We start from the raw sequence: 21421 nt of genomic DNA on the forward strand, positions 1-21421 counted from the left end.
TGCATCTGTACATATAAGAAAGCGAGAATAAAACACGATGCAGCAGACAGGAATAAAGAAAGCAGAGAAACCGTGACAGACAGAACGAAAAGGCAGCAGGACTCATCCTGCAAATGGCATGAAAATTAGAGGTTTAAATGCAATGAACAGAAAAAAGATATGGATTTTTGCTGTCTGCATAGGGGCGGCTCTGATTATAGGGCGGCTGTCAGGAGGGGCAGAGCTGATTCAGAGCCAGAAGGCGGCAGCGATTCTTGAAAAAGCGGTGGAAGAGAACCTGCTTCTGGCGTCAGGGCTCTATCTTCTGTTCACAGTTTTCGGCAGTCTGTTTCTGGCTCTGCCGGGAGTTACCTTTGCGGTTCTGGCAGGTTTTCTGTTCGGTCCGGTTCTGGGAACTGCCCTCTGTGTAACAGCCGCCACGGCAGGCGCCTGCGCTGCCTTTCTGGCGGGACGTTTTTTCCTGAGGGACAGTATCCGGCCTCTGGCTGTGAAGAACAGGTATCTGAAAAAGTGGCTGTTTGACGAAAATGGACGAAATCAGATGTTTGTCCTGATGATCACGCGGCTGATCCCGGTTTTTCCATACAATCTTCAGAATTTTGCCTATGGAGTCACAGACATGGGCTTTGTGCCCTATACGGTCGGTTCCTTTCTGTTCATGCTTCCCGGAACGGCAATGTACACAGTGGGAGCAGCCGGACTGGCAAATGGAAAAAACAGGGCGCTCTGCCTGGGGATAGCGGCCGGACTGGCGGCTTTCGCAGCTGCGGCAGGCTTTTATCTGAAAAAACGATATGTGGACGGAGAAAATCGGGAAGAGACAGCAGGATAGGACAGGAGATACGGCCCATGAAGCAGCAGGAAACAATAGGCGCAGACGCCTGCATCCACTGCCATCTGTGCAGGGACAGGTGCGAATTTTTGAGAAAATACAACATAGATATCGGAGATACAGAGAGGCTGAGAGAGCTTGCCTACAGCTGCTTTCTGTGTGGAAAATGCTCGGAGATCTGTCCCCTGGGAATTGACGGGAGAAAGATTGTCCTGGATATGCGCAGAGAGCGGGTAGAACAGCAGGGGGGAAAGCTGAGGGAGAAGGGTACCGGGCTTCTGCTGTTTGAAAAAAAGAGGTATCTCTTTAAGAATTACAGGAATCAGACGGAGGGAAGCGTACTGTTTCCCGGATGCAATTTCCCGTCCTTCTATCCACAGACTACGAAATATCTCGCAGGACTTCTCAGAAGGGAGGCCGGAATGGGAACGGTATTTGACTGCTGCGGAAAGCCTCTGGCGGAGCTGGGGCTTGTGGCAGAGGAGGAACGGATTCTGCGGGAACTGGATACCAGGTTCAGGGACAGCAAGATTCAGGAAATCGTCACGCTCTGTCCCAACTGCTTCCACTTTTTAAAGGGCCGTCTCCATGTGAAGGTGACAGGGATCTATGAAAAGCTGAGAGAGCTGGGGCTCGGGCGGCAGATAGAGGAAGAGCTTTCTGTCTTTCTGCCGTGCCCGGACAGAGCTGACAGGGAGCTTCTGAGACAGATTTCCCATTTCCTGGACAAGCCTCCGGCCTCCTGCGGGCAGGGGCAGTGCTGCGGCCTGGGAGGCGGCGCATCCGGCCGAGAAAGGGAACTTTCAGACAGGATGGCAGGGAAACTGGGAGAGGGGAAACACCTGGCTGTCTACTGTGCCTCCTGCGCGGGAAGCCTGATCAGAAAGGGATACGGGGACACAGAACATATCCTGGTAAAAATACTCGGAACCGGAGAGAGGGCAGATACCGCCCATTCTCTGGCAAACAGGATGAAATTTAAGTACTGGAAAGAGGACGTGTGATGAAAAAGAGACGCAACTGGATAAAACGAATTTTGCTGCTGGCCGTAATTGCGGCCATAATTGGAGCCTGGGCTCTGATCCCTTCTGTGAAGCAGGGGGTGAATGAGGTGCTCTTTATGTTTGCCAGCGGGGATTTTACAGCAGTCAGGGAGTTTGTTGCATCCTACGGGGGATATGCGGCGCTTATATCCTTTCTGCTGATGGTTTTTCAGTCTGTGGCAGCGCCTCTTCCGGCCTTTCTGCTGACCTTTGCAAATGCCAGTCTCTTCGGATGGTGGCGGGGAGCTATTCTCTCCTGGACGAGTGCCATGGCGGGAGCGGCCGTCTGCTTTGTCATTTCCAGGGTACTTGGCAGAGACGCGGCTGAAAGGCTGACAAGCCGGACAGGCCTCAGGCAGATTGACACTTTTTTTGAGAAATATGGAAAAAATACCGTTCTCATCTGCCGCCTGCTGCCTTTTATGTCCTTTGACATTGTGAGCTATGCAGCGGGGCTTACCTCCATGTCTTTCGGAGCGTTTTTTATTGCCACCGGAATCGGGCAGCTTCCGGCGACTCTTGTCTATTCCTATGTAGGGGGAATGCTGACCGGAGGGGCAAAGCTGTTTGTCACAGGGCTGTTCATTCTGTTTGCCCTGTCAGCTCTGATTGTGCTGGCCCGCAATATCTATACGGACAGGCAGAAAAGGGAACAGGCATGAGACAGGCAATTATTATTTTCACGAGAATCCCAGTGCGGGGGAAGACGAAGACCCGGATGATGCCTCATCTGACACCGGAACAGTGTGCCATGCTCCACTCCTGCTTTCTCAGAGATATTGTCAGGGTGTGCGAGTCTGGAAATGCGGAAATCTTTGTGAGCTATGCGCCGGAGGATGGGGAGGCCCTGAGGCTTCAGAAACTGATGGGTAAGAAGAAGGAGTATCTTGCACAGCGCGGAAAAACCCTAGGGGAGAGGATGCTTCACGCCTTTGAGGATGTGTTTGAGAGAGGAGTACAGGCGGCTGTACTGATTGGCACAGATGTGCCGGAGATCGGGGAGAGATGTATAAGAAAGGCATTCTGGACTCTTCAGGAAAAGGATCTTGTATTCGGCAGGACGGCCGACGGGGGATATTATCTGGTGGGGATGAAAAAACCTCACAGGGAGGCGTTTGGGCTTGGAGAGTACGGCCACGGCAGGGTACTTGAGGAAACACTGAGAGAGATAAGGAGAGCAGGGCTGAGCACAGGGTTCACGGAAACGCTGCACGACATGGATACTCCTGATGATTTGCGGGGCTTCAGGGAGAGAATGCGCAGAGAGGAAAGGCTGAAAAAAAGTGTGACAGGGCGTTATCTTGCAAAGATCAGCAAAATTTCTGTTATCGTTCCTGTCTACAATGAGAGAAAGACCATAGAAAGCCTGCAGAAGGAGCTGTGGCCGTATAGGAACAGCTGTGAAATCCTTTTTGTAGACGGTGGGAGCACAGACGGTACTGCAGAGATGATCTGGCCGGAATTTACTGTGCTTTGCTCCAAAAAAGGGCGGGCCGCCCAGATGAATGAGGGGGCGAAAAAGAGCAGCGGAGATATTTTGTTTTTCCTTCACTGCGACAGCGAGCTTCCTGAAAAGCCGTTGGAGGAGATACGGCGGGTAATGAGGGATTACCGGGCAGGATGCTTCGGCATTGCCTTTCATTCCAGGAATTTTTTCATGTTTACCTGCCGCGTGATCTCCAATCACCGGGTAAAGGACAGAAAGGTGATGTTCGGGGATCAGGGAATATTTGTAGACAGAGATCTGTTTTTTGAGGTGGGAATGTTCCCGGAGATCCCGATTATGGAAGACTATCAGTTTTCTCTGACCTTAAAGGAAAAGGGAGTCCGCCTGGGGATGGCAGGAAAACGAATTTACACCTCTGACAGAAGATTTCCCAAGGGAACGATTCCGAAACTGCGCGTGATGTGGAGCATGAACCGTCTGCGAAAAATGTACCGGGAGCAGGTGCCCATAGAGGAAATAGCCAGGCTGTACCGGGATGTGAGGTAAGAAAAAAACGGGGGCAGCAGAAAAAAACAACCAAAGACAGCAGAAAAAAACAACCAAAGACAGCAGAAAAAAACAACCAAAGACAGCAGAGAAAAACAACCAAAGACAGCAGAAGAACAGCGAAAAAACAGCAAGAGAACAGCAGGAAAACAGCAGAAGAATCAGATGATGAAGAGATTAGAAGAAACGACAGTGGAAGAGACGAAAGAAGAACAGGAAAAAGAAAAGAAACCAAAGGAAACTGGGGCAGAGGAACAGTACAGGCCGCCTTGCGGGGAACCTCTGTGGCCTTTGCAGGAGGCACTGGCTCCTCAGCTGTCTGCCTATGTAAAGAGGGCGAACTATCGGAACGCTCTGGGACTTCCTGGGGAGGTGACGGAGCGGTACAGGCCTTTAGCTCAGGGAGAGTACAATAAAAACTATTGGTTTATCCATCCGGTTACGGGAAAACGTCTGGTATTCCGCATTAACTTTGGAAGTCAGATGCATCTGGAGCGCCAGATAGAATATGAGGCCCATGCTCTTGAGCTTTTAAGCTCCTCGGGGCGTACGCCAAAGCCTCTCTATGCAGACGCAAGCCGGAGTGTTCTCCCAAACGGAGTGATGGTGATGGAATATCTTCCGGGCAAAGCGCTGGATTACAGAAGACATCTGCTGCAGGCAGCTGAATGCCTGGCAGATGTTCACAGCACAGCCATCCCGGCTGACCATGGGCTGATTGCGCCGAAACAGCCTCTCAGGGCCATTCTTGACGAATGTGAGGAGATGGCCCGGATTTTCATGGAATCTTCGCTGGCCCCGGAGGATAAAAAGAAGAAGATAAGAAGGCTTCTGGATTTGGGATGGAAGAGCGCTGACGCTTTGGGAGAACCGCCTGTCCGGTGCTGTATTAACACAGAGCTGAATTCGACAAACTTCCTTGTGGGGGAAGATGGAGAAGAGACGTATCTGATTGACTGGGAAAAGCCTCTGTACGGCGATCCGGCCCAGGATCTGGGACATTTTCTGGCGCCTACCACCACCTTCTGGAAGACGGATGTGATCCTGGACAGCCGGGAGATGGAAGACTTTGTATCCGGGTATATCCGCCGGGTAAACGGGCGGTTCGACACAGAGGGAATCCGGGAGAGGACGAGGGTGTACATTCCGGTGACCTGTCTTCGCGGCATTTCCTGGTGCGCAATGGCCTGGGTACAGTACAGACAGCCGGGAAAGGCCATTGTAAATGAAACTACGGCAAAAAAACTGGAGGCGTATCTGGACGATGGCTTTCTGGAACAGATTGAGCGTCTGGTACAGGCAGCGAGGTAAGGACATGGAAAAGAATACAACAAAACAGAGAGACAGAATCCGCTTTATGCGGGCGGCCGTGTTTGTGATGGCTGCGTCAGTGATTACGGCAGTTACAGCGATTTTGCCGATGGTGGCATCTGTGGGAAAGCTGATCTATGCCAATAATGTTGCGGTGGTTTTAGTGAGTATGGGGCTTGGGCCGGTGGGAGGTGCATGCTACGCAGCGGCAGCCAGCGCTGTGCTCAACAACATCGGTATGGGAAGCGGCGTGATTCCCTATGTACTTTTATTTCAGATGGCGGAAGCGGCGGCAGTGGGCATCCTATGGCACGGAAAAAGATTCCACATTGTCCGGTACCTGCTGACCGTTCTGGGAGGGACTTTTCTGCTTAAGCCCCTTTCCTTTCTGCTCTATTACGAGTTTAACAGGCAGTTTCTGGGAGGACTCAGCCTCGGCGAATATATGGCGGGAAGCTATGAGAATTATCTGAGGACAGGATGGACAGACACCCTTCTTTTGTACGCGACGGGAATTTTAACGGGATACCTGTTAAAATTGCTCATAGATTACTTAATTGAAAAAAAGAACACAAGGAAAGAGGAAAGGAGCTAGGAAACGATGAGAAAGTGGAGAGTATTGATGGCAGCAGCAGCTTCGGCACTTGTGACGGCAGCATGCTCTGCTCCGGCGCCGGATTCCCAGACACAGGCGCAGGAGACGAAAGAGGCCCAGGAGGAGACACAGAGGGCCTTGGGAGAAGAAGAGGCCCAGGCAGAGACAGGAACGGTTACAGCTGAGGAGCTGGCAGATACGGAGGCTCAGATTATTGACATCCGTTCAGAGGAACAGTATATCGGCTGGACGACAGAAGAAGGGCCCGGAGGACATATCAAGGGTGCTGTGGACTTCCCTGAATCATGGCTTTCCATTGATCTGAAGAAGGATTCCGCTATAGGGACAACTATGGACAGGGAGCTGGAGCGCCGCGGACTGGATCCGGCAAAAGAGACGGTTCTGTACAGCAATTCTGCTGTATCTGAGGAGACTGTCCAAAAGTACAGGGAAATCGGTTTTGAGAATCTGTCTGTCCTGGAGGGCGGATATGAGGCTTATGTGGAGGCCGGAGGCGAAACAGAGAGCCTGGAGCATTATGAGATGTACGTACATCCCCAGTGGGTGCAGGATCTGGCAGACGGAAAAACGCCGGAAACCTTTGACGGAGGAGACTTCCAGATTGTAGAGGTATCGCTGGCCAGTGAGGAGGGAGAGTATGACAAGGGCCATATCCCGGGAGCAATTAACGTGAATGCAGATGAGATCAATCATATTCCCGGCCCGAGAGCTCTTGCCGATTATGAGGTAATTCCCATGGAGGAGCAGCTCAAGTTCTGGAACCGCCCCTCTGACGAGGATCTTCAGAACATCCTCGAGGGACTGGGAATCACAAAAGATACCACAGTCGTGCTCTACGGAACAACGGCAGCGACGACAGCTGCTGCAAGAGCCGGATTGCTTATGAAATACGCAGGAGTGGAGGATGTGCGCCTGTTAAATGGAGGAAAGACGCTCTGGGCCCTGGAAGGCCGGGCTTGGGATACTGAGGCACATCAGCCGGAACAGGCAGATTTCGGCACAGAGGTTCCGGCTAACCCTGATATCATCTTCGATTATGAGGAGGAGCTTCAGGCAGTGAATGATGAAAATTCAGTTATCGCTTCTATCAGAAGCTGGGAGGAATATCTGGGAAATATAAGCGGCTACACCTATATCGGAGAGGCAGGCGACATTGCAGGCTCCAGATTTGGCTATGCCGGTTCTGATCCGTACAGCATGGAAGACTTCCGCAATGTGGACAATACGATGTTTAATTACGAGATGATGGAAGACAGATGGGAGCGCTGGGGAATTACGCCGGATAAGACGGTGGTATTCCACTGCGGAACAGGCTGGCGTGCAAGTGAGACGTATTTTTATGCCTGCGCAATGGGCTGGGAGGATATCCATATGTATGATGGAGGCTGGTACGAGTGGCATAAAAGACCTGGAAGCCCTGTAAAGGAGAAGGGCCTTCCGGAGGATGCGCCGGAGCAGGAGCCTCAGGAGTTCTTTATTGCGGAGTAAAAGAAATACCTATTGAAACGGTCTATAGCTATATCAGATATTTCAATAGGGACGGGCTTGAAGGTGAAACGGATAGCCCGTATAATCAATGAGGATAAAATTCAGGAGGAACTGTATCATGAGAAAGAAATTAACAGCAGTTTTATTCGCGTCTGCAGCGGCAGCAATGCTGGCCACAGGCTGCGGCTCTAAGGATGCCCAGAGTACGCAGGCAGCCTCCGCGGCGGAAACAGCGGCCCAGACAGAGGCTTCCCAGGCACCGGAGAGCGAAGCACAGTCAGAGGCGGCAGGAGAGGAAAAGACAGCAGAGGGCAGCGAATACCAGTTTGTCGCTCCGGCTGATGCAGTGGAGGCTGCAAAGACGGGAGAAACCCATGTTCTTGATGTCAGGGAATGGGGAAATTATGTGGAAGGCAGAGTGGCAGGCTCCGAATGGTGCCCGATTTTCCCGCTTGAGGATGAATCCCTTGCTGAGAATATGACAGCCTATGCCAAGGAGAATCTGTCTGACGGAAAAGAGATTTATATTATCTGCAACAGCGGACAGAGGGGCGCTCAGAAAGCCACAGGAGTTCTGGAGGATGCAGGAATTGACGCTTCTCTGATCTATACGGTAGAGGGAGGTGCTAAGGCTCTGGCTAAGGAGAAGGACGCGCTTACCACAAACCGCACAGAGGAAAGCATCGACTGGCAGTATGTGACAGGAAAGGAAGCAGTGGAGGCTGTGGGAAATTCTGATATTCAGATTCTCGACGTCCGCGATGATGATACCTATGCAAAAGGACATCTGGAGGGCTCCCTTCAGGTTGGATTAAAGGAGATCGAGGATTCCAAGGCTCAGACAGAGATGTATGAGCTGGCAGTAAATGAGATGAACAAGGAAAAACCAGTTTATCTGCTCTGCTACAGCGGAAATAACTGCGCCAAGACAGCTGTCTCTGTCATGAAGGATGCAGGTTTTGACACAAATAATCTGTTTATTATCGAAAATGGCGCGAAGGATGCCGATGTACAGGCAGCCTTTGTGACAGAATAAGATGAGACAGCGGAAATGAAAAAAACAACGGAAATGAAAAAGACTGCTGCAGGATGGATTCTGACTGCCGCCCTGGGACTTCTGGCGCTTACGGGCTGTTCAGGGACAGGAAAAACAGAGCCTGCAAAAAGCGGTGAAGCAGGCGCAGAGGCAGCAGTAAAAGCGCCGGGGGAAGAGAGCCTTCCGGCTCCTGAGGACATGAGCTTTGAAGAAATGAAGGAGGCTGCCAGAGGTACAACCGTCACCTTTTATGGATGGGGCGGAGATGAAAAACTCAACGACTGGCTGGACCATTCCTTTGCCCCTGTGATGAAGGAGAAATACGACATCACCATGGAGCGTGTCCCCATGGACATTGATCAGGTGCTGAGCCAGCTTGCCGGAGAAATCCAGGCAGGCGGGGAAAACGGAAGCATTGACATGATCTGGATTAACGGAGAAAACTTCCAGTCAGCAAGGGAAAACAATCTGCTGTACGGCCCCTTTGCGGACAGACTGCCTAATTTCTGCGAATATGTGGACGAAACATCCGAGGATGTGACCCTTGATTTTGCTTACCCTGTGGAAGGATATGAAGCCCCCTACGGGAAAGCGCAGATGGTGCTGATTGCCGACACGGCGGTAACCCCTGATTTGCCGGGGAATGCCAAGGAGTTTAAAGAATTTGTCCAGAAATATCCCGGCATGGTGACGTATCCGGCCCTTCCCGACTTTACGGGCAGCGTGTTCGTCAGAAACATCATCTATGAAATCTGCGGCTATGAACCTTTTCTAACCATGGAGGCAGATAAGGAAACGGTGCGGGAGGCTGTCAGGCCGGCGATGGAATATTTGAGGGAGCTGAATCCCTGGCTGTGGAATCAGGGTCAGACCTTCCCCGACTCCTCTACCACCCTCGACAACATGTTTGCCGATGGGGAGGTTGTCCTGAGCATGACCTATGACGCCTACAGCACAGCGCTGAAAATTGAGGACGGCACCTACACAGAGACGACAAAGAGCTTTCTGTTTGACGGGGGAACCATCGGAAACACAAACTTTATGGCCATTGCCGCCAATTCCGGCAATAAGGCCGGGGCCATGGTCGCCATTAACGAGATGCTTTCTCCTGAAATACAGGCGGATCGCTATGAAACGCTGAGGGTGATTCCGGTTCTGGATTACGAAAAGCTGTCAGAGGAGCAGAGGGCTGCCTTTGACGGGGCAGAGCTGGGAGAGGGGATCATTCCCCAGGATGAGCTCTTGTCAAGGCGGCTTCCGGAAATGCCGGCGCAGCTGGTTCCCATTATTGAGGAAATCTGGATGGAGGAAGTAGTAGGAAAGTAATGAAAAACAAGCTGGCACCATATTTATTGCTGGCTCCGCAGATCCTGCTTGCCATACTGTTTGTGGCAGGCCTGATAGCTGGAATCACCCAGAGTTTTGGGGTGATTCCAGCTTTTGGGTTGACGGAGCCGACACTTCGGTATTACCGGGAGATCTTTCTGAGGCCGGATCTGATGGAGTCTGTCCTCTTCAGCCTGAAAACTGCCGGGCTTTCTGCGCTTCTTGCAACTGCAGGAGGCGTGTTTTTCTGCGGGCTCTGCGTGATGGGAGGGAAAACCAGAGGATTTTCCATGAGGGTGATAGAGCTTCCCATCATTGTCCCCCATGCAGTGACGGCGCTGTTTCTCATAAGCCTTCTGTCGAAAAACGGCATTGCGGCCCGCATCTTATACAGTTTCGGGTGGATAGAAAACCAGCAGCAGTTTCCCGCCCTGATCTATGACCAGAACGGAGCAGGCATTATTCTGGGATATCTGTGGAAGGAGCTCCCGTTTATGATCTATTTTGTTATCTCACTGATGGCAAATATCAACAGGAGTCTTGGAGAGGCTGCCGTCAACCTGGGAGCGGCGCCCTGGACTGCCTTTTTCAAAATTACCCTTCCGCTGTGCAGGAATACGATCCTGAGCGGATTTCTGATTATCTTTGTGTTCGCTCTGGGAGCCTATGAGCTGCCTATGCTGCTTGGAGCCACAAAGCCCAGGGCTCTGCCTGTACTGGCCTATCAGCAGTATCTTCACCCGGATCTGAGAAACCGCCCCTATGCCATGGCGCTGAACGGGATTATTATCGTTATCTCACTGTTGAGCGCAGCTCTGTATTATGCACTGATGAACGGGCAGATGCGAAGGCTGAAGCTCTCGGGGGAAAAGAGAAGGACTTCAGGCGGGAGAGGCCGTTCAGGCAAAAAGGGAGAGGGGGGAGGAGCAGATGGATAAAGCCCAGATAAATAAAATGCAGATGGATAAAACACAGATGAAAAAGAGGCCGGGAATTGTCACGAACAGCCTGACTGCAGTTCTAATGGCAGTGATACTGATTCCGGCTCTGACGCTTCCTGTCTGGATTTTTGCAGAGCGGTGGGCCTGGCCTGACCTGGCTCCTCAGGTATTTTCTCTTCGGTCTGTGAGGGAGGTCTTTGGACGCGGAGGAGAGCTGGGGCGTCTCATGCTCTCCAGTGTCCTCCTGTCGGCATCAGTGGCCTTTCTGTCAGCTGTCATAGGGACTATGACGGCCAGAGCCCTTGTGTTTTACAGCTTTCGCGGCAAGGCTCTGGTGAGCTTTCTGACAGTTCTGCCGTTTATGGTACCGTCTACGGTGTTCGCCATGGGTGTTCAGCTCCTGTTCATCCGAATGGGACTGAACAATACTGCTGCAGGGGTGGCCATCTCCCATCTGATCTGTTCCCTGCCCTATGCAGTGCGTCTGATTGCAGAGGGGACAAAGGCCGCAGGGCGTTCCCTGGAAGAGCAGGCGCGGACTCTCGGGGCATCGCCCTGGCAGGCATTCCGGCGGATCTCTCTGCCGGTTATGGCCCCGGTGATCCTGTCTGCAGCCGGCATGGCTTACATTGTTTCCTTCAGCCAGTATTTTCTCACACTGCTGATTGGAGGCGGTCAGGTCAGGACTTTTTCAGTTGTCATGGTCCCCTATCTGCAGAGCGGGGAGCGGAATATGGCCGCCATCTACAGCGCGCTGTTTCTGGCAGTGACGCTTCTCGTGTTCGGGCTGTTTGAGCGGATTGCCAGACGGATGTCAGGAGACATGGAGGGAGGTTTTTATGAATAGAGAAGACAGCGGGCTGTCGGTGGAACAGCTCAGGGTCAGCCTTCAGGGAGAGGAAATTCTCCGCGGACTCAGCCTGAGGGCGGAGAGGGGCGCCTTTGTTTCTCTGCTGGGCGAGTCCGGCTGCGGGAAAAGTACGCTTTTAAAGAGCATCGCCGGTCTTATCGAGGTTGAGTCAGGGGAAATACGGCTGGACGGAAGATCCCTTCTCACTGTCTCCCCTGAAAAGCGGGGAACAGTAATTGTATTTCAGGATTTAAGACTGTTTCCACACATGACGGTGGAGAAAAACATCGCCTTTCCCATGGAGCTTCGCGGCCTTTCGAGAGAACAGCGGAAGAAGGAGACTGAGAGGCTGTTAGATGAGGTGCAGCTTACCGGGTATGGGAGGAGAAAGATCAGGGAACTTTCCGGCGGGCAGATGCAGCGGGTAGCTCTGGCGCGGGCGCTGGCAGCGGAGCCGTCCATTCTTCTTCTGGACGAACCCTTTTCCGGTCTGGACGAGAGGCTGAGAGCCGAGATGGGAAGCCTGGTCAGAAGGATCCACCGGGAAAGGAAAATTACGACCATCCTCGTTACCCATGACAGCAGGGAGGCTCTCCAGATGTCAGACAGAATCGTGCTGATGAAAGAAGGGAGTGTCCTTCAGTGTGGTACCCCTGAAGAGCTTTTCTGGCGCCCGGCGTCCCGGGAAGCGGCAGAATACTTCGGACGGGCAAATTATCTGAGGGGAACTGCGCAGGGAGGAATCTTTGACTGCGGCTTTTTAAAGGCCCCTTTGTCTGCTTCCGGCAGGGAAGGGGAGTGCGAGGCAATGGTCCGGCCCTTCTCAATTAAGCTGACAGGGCAGGGGGATTTCCTTATTCGCGAGATTATTTTTATGGGAGAGACGGCGGAAATTCTCCTTGACACGCCTCAGGGGGAGATCCGCAGTCAGATGATGAGCCGGGAGTTTGAGCGGCTCGGTTTAAAAAAAGGAAGCAGGGCAGGGATAGAAATTGAAGAAGCGTATTGTATTTGACTGTGACTGTACCATGGGAGTTGAAGGATGTGATGTGGACGACGGCCTGGCTCTTCTCTATCTGCTGGGATGTCCGGAGGCAGAGCTGCTTGGAATTACAGCTTCCTACGGAAACAGCAGGATGGATGTGGTATGGGACACAATAGGAACCGTGGTGAGAGAGACTGGTCTGACCGGAATTCCGGTCAGGAGGGGGGCAGAGACAGCCGGCTGCAGCGGCAGTGAGGCTGCCGATTTCCTGGCCGAGACGGTGAACCGCTATCCGGGGGAGGTATCAGTTCTTGCAACCGGCTCCCTTACAAATTTGATGGGAGCGTGGAAGCGGGATCCCGGATTTTTTGAAAAGGCGGGAGAGATTGTGCTGATGGGAGGGATCACAGAGCCTCTTCTGTTTGAGAAAAAGAAAATGGATGAGCTGAACTTTTCCTGCGACCCCCAGGCTGCCTTTCTCGTTCTGACGGAAGGGAAGCGGGTGTCTGTCATAACCGGAAATAACTGTCTGAAGGTGTTGTTTACAAAAGAGGATTACCGGGACAATCTGTTTCTGGAGACAGAGGGCGCGGCAGAATACATCAGAAAAAAGACGGATTACTGGTTTCAGTATAATGAGGAAGACTACGGGATACAGGGATTTTACAACTGGGACGTGACGGCGGCTGTCTACCTGATGCGCCCGGAACTGTTTGAGGACAGCCGGGAAACATTCTGCCTTTCAGCCGGGGATTTGAAAACCGGATATTTAAGAAGGGAAGGAATGGAAACAGAAGAAAACACCGGGGACTGCAAAAGCAGGGCAGAGGAAGATAAAAGGGAGAGAAAAAAGAAGTGCCTGTTAAATCTTCCGGCTATCCGGGAGGAGAGGGCCTTTAAGAATGAGATATACAGAGCCTGGAAGCAGGTGAGAATGCCGGCGGGGAATGCCGGGCACACGGAATAGCCGGAACCGGCCATTCCGTGTGCTGCAGAGAAAGATTGATTTTCTCCGTCTTTGTCTCTGTTTTATGTCCGCGGCACTCCGCTGTTTTTGCCGGACCGTTATCAGATAGTAATGAGATTGTACTCTCTTGTACCGATTCCGAGCTTTTCGGCATGCTCTAATGCCACCATCCAGTTGGTTTCAGGGTGCACGTCTGTAAAGTGATCGTGGTGGCAGTGTTCCCTCTCGCTCAGCACGCTTCCCGCCATAACCGGCTGCCTGTTGACTGCATCTGCACAGGCCATATCCAGGGCAACCGGATCGAAGGATGCGAACATGCCCACATTCGGCACGATGGGCACGTCATTTTCTGCGTGGCAGTCGCAGTATGGAGATACGTCCACTACAAGGCTGACGTGGAAGTGGGGGCGTCCCTTGAGCACGGCCAGCGTGTACTCGGCGATTTTTTTGTTCAGAATATCATTGGACTCATCACAGTGGTTTGCTACTGCGTCTACCGGACAGACGCCGATGCAGCGGCCGCAGCCAACGCACTTGCTCTCGTCGATGAAAGCCTTCTTTTCCGGGAAGGAGATGGCGCCGTGGGCGCAGTCCCTCTCGCAGGCATGGCAGCCAATACACTGATCCTGAAGGATGAAGGGACTTGTGGCGTTGTGCATCTCCATTTTTCCGGCCCGGGAGCCGCAGCCCATTCCGATATTTTTGAGAGCTCCTCCGAACCCTGTTGACTCATGGCCTTTAAAATGGTTCAGAGAGATGAAGATATCGGCATCCATAATGGCGCGGCCGATCTTGGCTTCTTTTACATACTCCCCGTCAACTGGAACGAGAACGTCATCAGTTCCCTTGAGTCCGTCTGCGATCAGGACGTGGCAGCCGGTGGCAAATGGATTGTAGCCGTTCATATAGGCGGAATCCAGATGATCCAGCGCATTCTTGCGGCCGCCCACATAGAGGGTATTGCAGTCTGTCAGGAAGGGCTTTCCGCCATTTTTCTTAATCAGATCGACGAGAACTCTGGAATAGTTCGGGCGAAGATAGGCCAGATTTCCGGGCTCACCGAAATGGATTTTAATGGCAGCGTACTTGTTGCTGAAATCGATCTGATCCAGCATGCCGGCCTTTTTTACAAGGCGCTCCAGCTTCTGGAGCAGGTTTTCGTGGAATGTGGTTCTGAATGTGGTAAAATAGACATTTGACGGTGTCATGGGTTCCTCCTTATCTGGTCTGCCGTGTCTGTATGGACAGAGGCAGGAAATTTGCCGCCAGCGGCTCGGCGCAGGTATAATAACCGCTCTGCGGCTATTATACCATCTCGACTAGCGTCTCGATGGAGCTGCTCGTCAAATGCATGCTCATGCAAGCATGGCATGCGCCTTCCTCGCCATTATACCATAAATTAAAACTCCGGGACAGACGGAAGGGGAAATTATTTGCGGTTTTCGGACAGGGATGATATAATTTCCTGAAAAATGGAACACAGGGAGGCGAGCGGGATGGTGAAAACAGTTGGAATTGTCAGCCTGTCCAGCGGAATGCTCGGGGAGGCTTTTGTCAGACATGAGCTGAGGCTTGGAATCAGGCGGCTGGAACAATACGGGCTGGAAGTCCGGTTTATGGAACATGCAAAAAAAGGAATTGATTATATCAGGGAACATCCGGAAAAGCGGGCCGAGGATCTGCTTGCGGCGTTTCGCGATCCGGCGATCGATATGATTCTGTGCGCCATAGGGGGCGATGACACCTACAGGCTCCTCCCTTATCTGTTTGAGCATGATGAGCTGAAGAGGGCAGTCGGGGATAAGATCTTTCTCGGTTTTTCAGATTCCACTATGAATCACTTTATGCTGAACAAAGTGGGGCTTAAAACCTTTTACGGCCAGTCTTTTCTCACGGATGTCTGTGAGCTGGAGCCCGAGATGCTCCCCTATACCAGACAGTACTTTGAAGAGCTGATTGAAACGGGGCAAATCAAGGAGATCAGGCCCAGCAGGGTGTGGTATGAGAGCAGAACAGATTTTGGGGAGGAACAGACAGGAGTCCGATTAAAACAGCATCCCGACAGAGGATTTGAGCTGCTGCAGGGAAACGCTGTTTTTTCAGGAAAAATTCTCGGCGGATGTCTCGATACCATATTTGACATGTTCGACGGGGGGAGGTATGCAGATTCGCCAAAGCTCTGCACACGGTACGGTCTGTTTCCGGCAGCCAGTGAGTGGAAGGGAAAAATTCTGTTTCTGGAGACAAGCGAGGAAAAGATGGCGCCGGAGAAGTATCAGAGAGCAGTTACTGCATTAAAGGATACCGGAGTGTTCGGGGCAGTGAGCGGAGTGATAGTCGGAAAACCCATGGACGAGACATATTATGAAGCGTATAAGCGGATTCTGGTTGAATGTATAGACAATCCGCTTCTTCCGGTGGTGTACAATGTCAATGCAGGCCACGCCCTTCCCCGCTGCATCATCCCCTTTGGAGTGGATGCGGTCGTGGATGCAGGAAGTCAGAAAATTACTTTTGGGAAGGGCGGCTCTGAGGGAAACTGAAAAATTCAGATTACAGGTGATATTCCCTGGGATTCTGAATGCACATCTCTTTGGCAGCCATGCTGTCTTCAAATACGGCTTCGCCGTTCAGACGAATCCAGGCGTAAGAGGGGCTGGAAACGGAAACTTCAATATTTGGATTGGCCTGCATATCCTTGTAGACGTCTTTGGTGCTGTTCGTACAGAACCAGAGCTTTCCGTCCAGCTCTCCTAAAAACATAAAGGGGCGGCATTTGGCCTTTCCGTCACGGCCGACGGTGGCAAGATACTGTACGGGATTTTCCTGCAGAAATGTTACAACTTCATTCATAATGAATACCTCCTGTGGTTCGTGTTTTTGAGATTGCAATTTTCAACCTGCATGATTATAATAAATTCGTAAGTCTCTTTCATAAAGTAAGCACTTTTTTGTGCTGTAGTTACCAGAAAGAAACTATTGAAGGGAAGTGGTAACATGCAGGCAGCAAAGGAGCTGCCGGACTGTCCGGTAGAAACGACGCTCATGTTAATCGGAGATAAATGGAAGGTTCTCATTCTGCGGGATTTAATGCCCGGAACAAAGCGGTTCGGAGAATTGAAAAGATCCATTGGCAGCGTATCCCAGAAAGTTCTGACTGCACAGCTGAGGGATATGGAGGAAAAAGGCCTGGTGAGCCGCCGCGTCTATGCAGAAGTTCCGCCGCGGGTGGAGTACAGCCTGACTGAGCTGGGCCGCAGCCTGAAACCGATTCTGGATGCCATGTGGATATGGGGAGAAGGATATCAGGCGAAAAGCAAAGGTTCAGAGGCACAGTAAGGCGCAGTAAGAGCTGTTTCAGCTTCCGTTTCGCCTGTCTCTTTTGCAGGCAGAAATCCGGGGAAATGCTGGGCTGTCTATTGACATTCCCGAAAGGGTCAGATAAGATCAGATAGGCAGAATCTGCTGTCCGGCTGTGATAATGAAAGAAAACGGGAGAGCAGATCAGAAAAACGCTGACAGACAAAAGAGATCTGCTGATGACAGAAATCAGGAGGAGGAGAAATGGAAAACGAAGCATTTTTAAAAGAACTTCTGGATGCCGTGACTGTTTCTGGCGCCATCAGTCTGGGTAGCCAGGCGGTAAAGAGGGAGATGGAGGGCTGTGCAGACGAGGTGATCACAGACATTCTCGATGACACGATCGCAGTGCTCAACCGGCAGGCCGAGAAAAAAATTCTCGTGACAGCCCATCTGGATGAGATTGGCCTTGTAATCACGACAGCGGATGAGAATGGGTACTTATATGCGATTGACAGGGGAGGAGTGATTCCACAGACTTATCCGGGACACAGAGTCCAGATTCACACAGAGAAAGGCATTGTGAAAGGCGTTGTAAACGGAGCAAGGGAGCTGTGCAGAAAGGAAAAGCTGGAGGTGACAGATCTGGCCATCGACATAGGAGCCAGTTCTAAAAAAGAGGCTCTGGAGCTTGTAAGGCCCGGCGATACCGTTACCTTTGACGCTGGCTTTGAAAAGCTCTCTGGGGGCAGATTTGCAGGCCGTGCGCTGGATGACCGCCTGGGCGTATTCATCATCATGGAAGCCTTCAAGCGGGCTAAGGCAGCAGGTGCTAAAAACGGGCTCTACTGCGCTGCCACAGCGGGAGAGGAGACGACGAAAAACGGCGCCTACTTTACTGCGGGAAGGGTGAAGCCGGATCTGGCCATTGTGGTGGATGTTACCTACTGTACGGATTATCCCTTTGGATATACAGAAAAGGATGCCGGAGCGGTAAGGCTCGGCGCAGGTCCGGTGCTGTGCCACAGCCCGATCGTTCCGGAGTCTCTTAACCGCAGGGCTCAGGAGATAGCAGACAGGAGAGGAATCCCTGTTCAGTACGAGGTAGCCAGCCGTTTAAGCTATACAGACGCCGATAAAATCCACTTTGAAAACGGCGGCACCCCGACACTTCTGGTGTCCATCCCTCTGCGCTACATGCATTCTCCGTCTGAGATTGCAGATGAGAAGGATGTGGAAGGCTGCATCAGCCTGATAGCCGGTCTTCTGGAAGAAATGTAGTGGGGGGAAAAAAAGAGAAGTTTTATTGTTCCAGCGAAGTCACAATAAAACTTCTCTTTTTTTCTGGGGTAAGGAGTAGTGAAGTTACAATAAAATTTCTTTTTTTCTGGGGGGAGGGGGTAGGAGGGCTGTAAAGAGAAAAGATTTCCGCCCAAGAGAGTAGCCCGGCATCTGTCCGCCCTTGTACTCCGTACTCCTCCAAAAGAAAAAGACGGGATATTTTGTGACTTTTCTGGAACAAAATATCCTGTCTTTTTCTTAAACCCTTATTCTTTGACAGCTCCGCCCATAACGCCTGCTACGAACTGTTTCTGGAATACCATGAAGATAATCAGGATCGGCAGGGTAGCGATGGCAGTTGCAAGCAGGATGACTGCGAAATCCTTGTTGGTCGGGTTTCCGTCAAGAACTGCCAGAGCAACCGGGAAGTTGTACATATCTTTTGTCTCGAGTACGATTAAAGGCCACATGAAGTTATTCCACATGCTTGTGAACATATAGATAACCAGGGCGCTTAAAGCCGGCTTCACGTTTGGAAGCACGATCCGGCAGAAGATGCCGAATTCACTGTAGCCGTCGATTCTGGCTGCCTCCACCAGGGCGGTGGGGAAGTTCATCATGTTCTGCCGCATCAGGAAAATACCGAAGGCATTGGCCAGAGCAGGCAGGATAACAGCTACGTAGGTATTTGTCATATTGGTAGCCACAAAGAGCTGGAATAAAGGAACATACATAACCTGAGGCGGGATCATCATGGAAACCATGATAAAACCGAAAATCAGGCCTTTTCCTTTGAAATCAAACTTGGCAAGCACATAGCCGGCAGCAGAGTAGAGCATGAGAGCCAGCACAGTGAACACGATTGAGATAAACAGCGTGTTAAATGCAACTCTGAAAATATCCATCTTCTCAATCAGAACAGAGAAGTTCTCTGCCAGCATGGAGCCCGGCAGCAGTCTCGGCGGTGCAGCCAGAATGTCCTGATTTGTATTCGTTCCGCTGACAAACATGAAGTAGAACGGAAACAGGGAAAGGAAGGCTGCCAATATTAAAAACAGATATATTCCTATCTTTTTAATCATGTCAATCCTCCTTATTCATTCTGAACTGGATCCATGACAGAAGTCCGATAATAATTACCATGACATATCCGAGAGCGGATGCGAAACCGAACTTTAAGAATGTAAAGCCGTTGTCGTAGAGATATTCGCCCAAGGTAATGGTGGCGTAGTTTGGACCTCCCTGAGTCAGGATGTACGGCTCATCGAAGAGCTGCAGCGTACCGATAGTGGAAGTAATGGTGGTAAACAGGATAATCGGCTTAATGGCAGGGATGGTAATGTAGCGAAGCTGCTGCCAGAAGTTGGCACCATCCAGAGAGGCAGATTCATACATCTCAGTAGGAATCGCCTGAATTCCTGCCAGGAGGATAATCATGTTGTAGCCAACCCATCTCCAGGTGATGGAGATAATGATGGAAGCCCTTGCAGGCCAGGCGGAATAGATCCACTGAACCTTCTCTCCGCCGAAGAGCTCGATCACATAGTTAATCAGACCGTGATCTGTATTAAAAAGCACTTTAAATACAAGGGCATAAGCCACCAGAGACGTAATTGTCGGAAGGAAGGTGGCCATCCGGAAAAATCCTCTTCCCCGGATGAACTTCTGCTCGATGAGAACAGCGAGCAGAAGTGCAAGACTTATCATGACCGGAACCTGAATAATCAGGTAGAAAAAGGTATTGAACAGAGCCTTGTAAAAGACCGGATCATTAAAAAGTTCAATATAGTTTCCAAGACCGATAAACGTATATGTACCGCCCGAAAATTCCATAAAACTCAGGTAGAAAGAGTAGATAATCGGGTAAATCATGAAAAGTCCGAAAATTATAATGGTGGGCAAAAGCATCCCGTAAGGGAAAAGCTTGGTTTTTTTGCGTGTTTTCATTTCAGCCTCCCATCTTGCTACTTAGAGGTCAAAGCTTATTTCCCAAATTTGGAAACCAGATCCTTCTGCAGTTCATCAAGTGCCTGTGCCGGATCCTCTCCCTCAAGATAAACCTTGGCGCATGCAGAACCGCCTGCCTGAAGAGCCTCATTATAGTTCTCGGTATAGTTTACAGTCGGAACAGTCTTTCCTAATTCGATGAAGGTCTCATAAATCTTCTGGCCGCCGAAGAACTCATCCGGCTCGCTGAAGGTCGGATCCTCGTATACAGGGATGTAGGATGGGAATAAACCGTAGTTAACGAATCCGTCAACCTGAAGCTGTGTGTCTGTCAGAGCGAACTGAACGAACTCCTTGGCAACATCTACGTTCGGTGATGCAGCAGGAATTACAATATCAGAACCGCCGTTTGTGGAACCAGCCGGCTCTTTGCCCGGGAATGCAGGAAGGTCGATAACGCCCCACTTGCCGGACTGATCCGGTCCCTTGTCCTTGATGGTTCCGATCATCCATACAGCCTCTGGAATTGTAGCAACGCTTTCATTTACAACAACGCCCTCGTACTCAGACCAGTCTGTGTAGTTTAAAGCGATGCCTGCGTCGTAGATTTTCTTAGCCATCTCCATGCACTCTACAGCCTCTGAAGAATTTACAGCTGTGTTGCCCTCGGCATCAAAGAAGCCGGCTCCGTTCTCTACCATGAGGAGCTTCCAGAAGTTGGATCCATTCGGTGCGATTGGAAGCATCTTTACTGGCTCTCCGGAAGGTGTCTTGCAGGTTTCGGTTACTTTCTTGCCGGCCTCGATGAAGTCGTCCCAGGTTTTGATATCCTCTGCGTTAACTCCGGCCTGCTCGAAATAGTCTCTTCTGTAGAAAAGAGCTACTGGGCCTGCATCCCATGGGAAGCCTACAATCTTTCCGTTGGCGGAAACCTCTCCGATCTTTACAGGAAGGAAGTCATCAGGATTTACAATGTCGCTCATATCGGCAAAGCCTTCCGGGTACTTGTTGGCATAGCCGCTGACCTGCTCTCCCTCGATAAGAATTACATCAGCCAGTCCCTTTCCTGTGGAGAGGGTAGTAGCCAGCTTGGTATAAATCTGGTCAGTACCCATCTCCTCAAACTGGAACTCAACGTCCGGATGCGTTTCCTGGAATTTCTCAGCAGAAGCCTGAAGCTGCTTTAAGGCTACGTCCCATGCCCATACGGTGATGGTGTTGTCGCTTTCAGCTTCCTGGCTGCTGCCTCCGCCTCCGCAGCCTGTGAGAGAAAGAGCTGCGATCATGGAAAGCGCTGTTGCAGATGCAATCAGTTTCATTTTTTTCATACGTGCTACCTCCTAAGTTTTACTAATAGATAATTACCATCATTGAAAACTCAAAGATGATTCATCGAATGTGATTTATATAAAATCACTAAAAGTAAGTAAATAATAAGCCTTATTATATAAAAAGTCAATAGGTTTAATAAAAAAATATGGTAAAAATAATGAGTAAAATGTTTG

Annotated in this window: 20 protein-coding genes and 1 pseudogene; 16 read left to right on the forward strand and 5 right to left on the reverse strand. The window is 51.0% G+C overall.

All coding sequences use genetic code 11. From position 1 onward, the window contains the following. Positions 1 to 142: 142 nt before the first annotated feature. The 13 genes from DW757_RS00425 to DW757_RS00485 all read left to right on the forward strand — a co-directional run bounded on the left by DW757_RS00425 (position 143) and on the right by DW757_RS00485 (position 13388). The gene (locus DW757_RS00425) at positions 143 to 832 is read left to right on the forward strand and encodes a VTT domain-containing protein (protein ID WP_118750669.1); all 690 of its coding nucleotides are present in this window, start codon (positions 143 to 145) and stop codon (positions 830 to 832) included. A 17-nt stretch (positions 833 to 849) separates the two neighbouring features. After that, the gene (locus DW757_RS00430; RefSeq protein WP_118750670.1) at positions 850 to 1836 is read left to right on the forward strand and encodes a (Fe-S)-binding protein; all 987 of its coding nucleotides are present in this window, start codon (positions 850 to 852) and stop codon (positions 1834 to 1836) included. Beyond that, positions 1836 to 2537, forward strand: coding sequence for a TVP38/TMEM64 family protein (locus DW757_RS00435; RefSeq protein WP_118750671.1), 702 nt, complete (start codon positions 1836 to 1838; stop codon positions 2535 to 2537). The genes DW757_RS00430 and DW757_RS00435 overlap by 1 nt, the downstream gene beginning before the upstream one ends. Beyond that, positions 2534 to 3868, forward strand: coding sequence for a TIGR04283 family arsenosugar biosynthesis glycosyltransferase (locus tag DW757_RS00440; RefSeq protein ID WP_118750672.1), 1335 nt, complete (start codon positions 2534 to 2536; stop codon positions 3866 to 3868). The genes DW757_RS00435 and DW757_RS00440 overlap by 4 nt, the downstream gene beginning before the upstream one ends. 165 nt (positions 3869 to 4033) lie before the next feature. After that, positions 4034 to 5179, forward strand: coding sequence for an aminoglycoside phosphotransferase family protein (locus tag DW757_RS00445; RefSeq protein ID WP_243033244.1), 1146 nt, complete (start codon positions 4034 to 4036; stop codon positions 5177 to 5179). Between the two features lie 4 nt (positions 5180 to 5183). Continuing rightward, the gene (locus tag DW757_RS00450) at positions 5184 to 5774 is read left to right on the forward strand and encodes a hypothetical protein (protein WP_118750673.1); all 591 of its coding nucleotides are present in this window, start codon (positions 5184 to 5186) and stop codon (positions 5772 to 5774) included. Between the two features lie 6 nt (positions 5775 to 5780). Beyond that, positions 5781 to 7283, forward strand: a complete 1503-nt coding sequence (locus tag DW757_RS00455) for a rhodanese-like domain-containing protein (protein ID WP_118750674.1) — start codon at positions 5781 to 5783, stop codon at positions 7281 to 7283. A 118-nt stretch (positions 7284 to 7401) separates the two neighbouring features. Beyond that, on the forward strand, positions 7402 to 8319 hold the full coding sequence (locus tag DW757_RS00460; RefSeq protein WP_118750675.1) for a rhodanese-like domain-containing protein: 918 nt from the start codon (positions 7402 to 7404) through the stop codon (positions 8317 to 8319). Between the two features lie 15 nt (positions 8320 to 8334). Beyond that, positions 8335 to 9645, forward strand: a complete 1311-nt coding sequence (locus DW757_RS00465) for an ABC transporter substrate-binding protein (RefSeq protein ID WP_118750676.1) — start codon at positions 8335 to 8337, stop codon at positions 9643 to 9645. Continuing rightward, on the forward strand, positions 9645 to 10583 hold the full coding sequence (locus DW757_RS00470) for an ABC transporter permease subunit (protein WP_118750677.1): 939 nt from the start codon (positions 9645 to 9647) through the stop codon (positions 10581 to 10583). The genes DW757_RS00465 and DW757_RS00470 overlap by 1 nt, the downstream gene beginning before the upstream one ends. Then, positions 10576 to 11433 (forward strand): ABC transporter permease subunit, encoded by an 858-nt coding sequence (locus DW757_RS00475; protein ID WP_118750678.1) that lies wholly within the window; start codon positions 10576 to 10578, stop codon positions 11431 to 11433. Before DW757_RS00470 ends, DW757_RS00475 begins: the two co-directional genes overlap by 8 nt. After that, positions 11426 to 12451 (forward strand): ABC transporter ATP-binding protein, encoded by a 1026-nt coding sequence (locus DW757_RS00480; protein ID WP_118750679.1) that lies wholly within the window; start codon positions 11426 to 11428, stop codon positions 12449 to 12451. Before DW757_RS00475 ends, DW757_RS00480 begins: the two co-directional genes overlap by 8 nt. Then, positions 12429 to 13388 carry a nucleoside hydrolase gene (locus DW757_RS00485; RefSeq protein ID WP_227910028.1) on the forward strand — a complete coding sequence of 320 codons (960 nt, stop codon included), beginning with the start codon at positions 12429 to 12431 and terminating at the stop codon, positions 13386 to 13388. The genes DW757_RS00480 and DW757_RS00485 overlap by 23 nt, the downstream gene beginning before the upstream one ends. 101 nt (positions 13389 to 13489) lie before the next feature. On the opposite strand, the gene DW757_RS00490 is transcribed toward DW757_RS00485, so the two are convergent. Continuing rightward, entirely contained in the window at positions 13490 to 14596 is a 1107-nt protein-coding gene (locus DW757_RS00490; protein WP_015574266.1) for a DUF362 domain-containing protein, read from the reverse strand. A gap of 288 nt (positions 14597 to 14884) precedes the next feature. Here DW757_RS00490 and DW757_RS00495 point away from each other — a divergent pair, with 288 nt between their 5' ends. Beyond that, positions 14885 to 15931 carry a S66 peptidase family protein gene (locus DW757_RS00495; protein ID WP_182433221.1) on the forward strand — a complete coding sequence of 349 codons (1047 nt, stop codon included), beginning with the start codon at positions 14885 to 14887 and terminating at the stop codon, positions 15929 to 15931. Between the two features lie 28 nt (positions 15932 to 15959). On the opposite strand, the pseudogene DW757_RS00500 reads toward DW757_RS00495, so the two are convergent. After that, positions 15960 to 16241: pseudogene (locus tag DW757_RS00500) on the reverse strand (pyridoxamine 5'-phosphate oxidase family protein); the annotation flags it as partial. Positions 16242 to 16385: 144 nt separating this feature from the next. On the opposite strand from DW757_RS00500, the gene DW757_RS00505 reads away from it, so the two are divergent. Further along, positions 16386 to 16727, forward strand: coding sequence for a helix-turn-helix domain-containing protein (locus tag DW757_RS00505; RefSeq protein WP_015574263.1), 342 nt, complete (start codon positions 16386 to 16388; stop codon positions 16725 to 16727). Positions 16728 to 16952: 225 nt separating this feature from the next. Further along, entirely contained in the window at positions 16953 to 17969 is a 1017-nt protein-coding gene (locus DW757_RS00510) for a M20/M25/M40 family metallo-hydrolase (protein WP_118750682.1), read from the forward strand. Between the two features lie 266 nt (positions 17970 to 18235). Here the strand turns inward: DW757_RS00510 and DW757_RS00515 are convergent, their stop codons facing one another. The 3 genes from DW757_RS00515 to DW757_RS00525 are packed head-to-tail and all read right to left on the reverse strand — an operon-like array spanning position 18236 to position 21244. After that, positions 18236 to 19051, reverse strand: a complete 816-nt coding sequence (locus DW757_RS00515; RefSeq protein ID WP_015544365.1) for a carbohydrate ABC transporter permease — start codon at positions 19049 to 19051, stop codon at positions 18236 to 18238. A gap of 1 nt (position 19052) precedes the next feature. Further along, complete coding sequence (locus tag DW757_RS00520) at positions 19053 to 19916, reverse strand: sugar ABC transporter permease (RefSeq protein ID WP_015574261.1); 864 nt, start codon at positions 19914 to 19916, stop codon at positions 19053 to 19055. Positions 19917 to 19951: 35 nt separating this feature from the next. After that, positions 19952 to 21244 (reverse strand): sugar ABC transporter substrate-binding protein, encoded by a 1293-nt coding sequence (locus tag DW757_RS00525; protein WP_118750683.1) that lies wholly within the window; start codon positions 21242 to 21244, stop codon positions 19952 to 19954. Positions 21245 to 21421: the final 177 nt, after the last annotated feature.

The sequence above is a fragment of the Clostridium sp. AM29-11AC genome (genome assembly GCF_003480545.1).
GTDB classification, from domain to species: Bacteria; Bacillota; Clostridia; order Lachnospirales; family Lachnospiraceae; genus Otoolea; species Otoolea saccharolyticum_A.

Excerpts from the sequence above, each read along its gene's own strand:
- DW757_RS00425 (WP_118750669.1), top strand. The coding sequence starts at position 143 with ATGAACAGAAAAAAGATATGGATTTTTGCTGTCTGCATAGGGGCGGCT.
- DW757_RS00430 (WP_118750670.1), top strand. The coding sequence starts at position 850 with ATGAAGCAGCAGGAAACAATAGGCGCAGACGCCTGCATCCACTGCCAT.
- DW757_RS00435 (WP_118750671.1), top strand. The coding sequence starts at position 1,836 with ATGAAAAAGAGACGCAACTGGATAAAACGAATTTTGCTGCTGGCCGTA.
- DW757_RS00440 (WP_118750672.1), top strand. The coding sequence starts at position 2,534 with ATGAGACAGGCAATTATTATTTTCACGAGAATCCCAGTGCGGGGGAAG.
- DW757_RS00445 (WP_243033244.1), top strand. The coding sequence starts at position 4,034 with ATGATGAAGAGATTAGAAGAAACGACAGTGGAAGAGACGAAAGAAGAA.
- DW757_RS00450 (WP_118750673.1), top strand. The coding sequence starts at position 5,184 with ATGGAAAAGAATACAACAAAACAGAGAGACAGAATCCGCTTTATGCGG.
- DW757_RS00455 (WP_118750674.1), top strand. The coding sequence starts at position 5,781 with ATGAGAAAGTGGAGAGTATTGATGGCAGCAGCAGCTTCGGCACTTGTG.
- DW757_RS00460 (WP_118750675.1), top strand. The coding sequence starts at position 7,402 with ATGAGAAAGAAATTAACAGCAGTTTTATTCGCGTCTGCAGCGGCAGCA.
- DW757_RS00465 (WP_118750676.1), top strand. The coding sequence starts at position 8,335 with ATGAAAAAAACAACGGAAATGAAAAAGACTGCTGCAGGATGGATTCTG.
- DW757_RS00470 (WP_118750677.1), top strand. The coding sequence starts at position 9,645 with ATGAAAAACAAGCTGGCACCATATTTATTGCTGGCTCCGCAGATCCTG.
- DW757_RS00475 (WP_118750678.1), top strand. The coding sequence starts at position 10,576 with ATGGATAAAGCCCAGATAAATAAAATGCAGATGGATAAAACACAGATG.
- DW757_RS00480 (WP_118750679.1), top strand. The coding sequence starts at position 11,426 with ATGAATAGAGAAGACAGCGGGCTGTCGGTGGAACAGCTCAGGGTCAGC.
- DW757_RS00490 (WP_015574266.1), bottom strand. The coding sequence starts at position 14,596 with ATGACACCGTCAAATGTCTATTTTACCACATTCAGAACCACATTCCAC.
- DW757_RS00495 (WP_182433221.1), top strand. The coding sequence starts at position 14,885 with ATGGTGAAAACAGTTGGAATTGTCAGCCTGTCCAGCGGAATGCTCGGG.
- DW757_RS00505 (WP_015574263.1), top strand. The coding sequence starts at position 16,386 with ATGCAGGCAGCAAAGGAGCTGCCGGACTGTCCGGTAGAAACGACGCTC.
- DW757_RS00510 (WP_118750682.1), top strand. The coding sequence starts at position 16,953 with ATGGAAAACGAAGCATTTTTAAAAGAACTTCTGGATGCCGTGACTGTT.
- DW757_RS00515 (WP_015544365.1), bottom strand. The coding sequence starts at position 19,051 with ATGATTAAAAAGATAGGAATATATCTGTTTTTAATATTGGCAGCCTTC.
- DW757_RS00520 (WP_015574261.1), bottom strand. The coding sequence starts at position 19,916 with ATGAAAACACGCAAAAAAACCAAGCTTTTCCCTTACGGGATGCTTTTG.
- DW757_RS00525 (WP_118750683.1), bottom strand. The coding sequence starts at position 21,244 with ATGAAAAAAATGAAACTGATTGCATCTGCAACAGCGCTTTCCATGATC.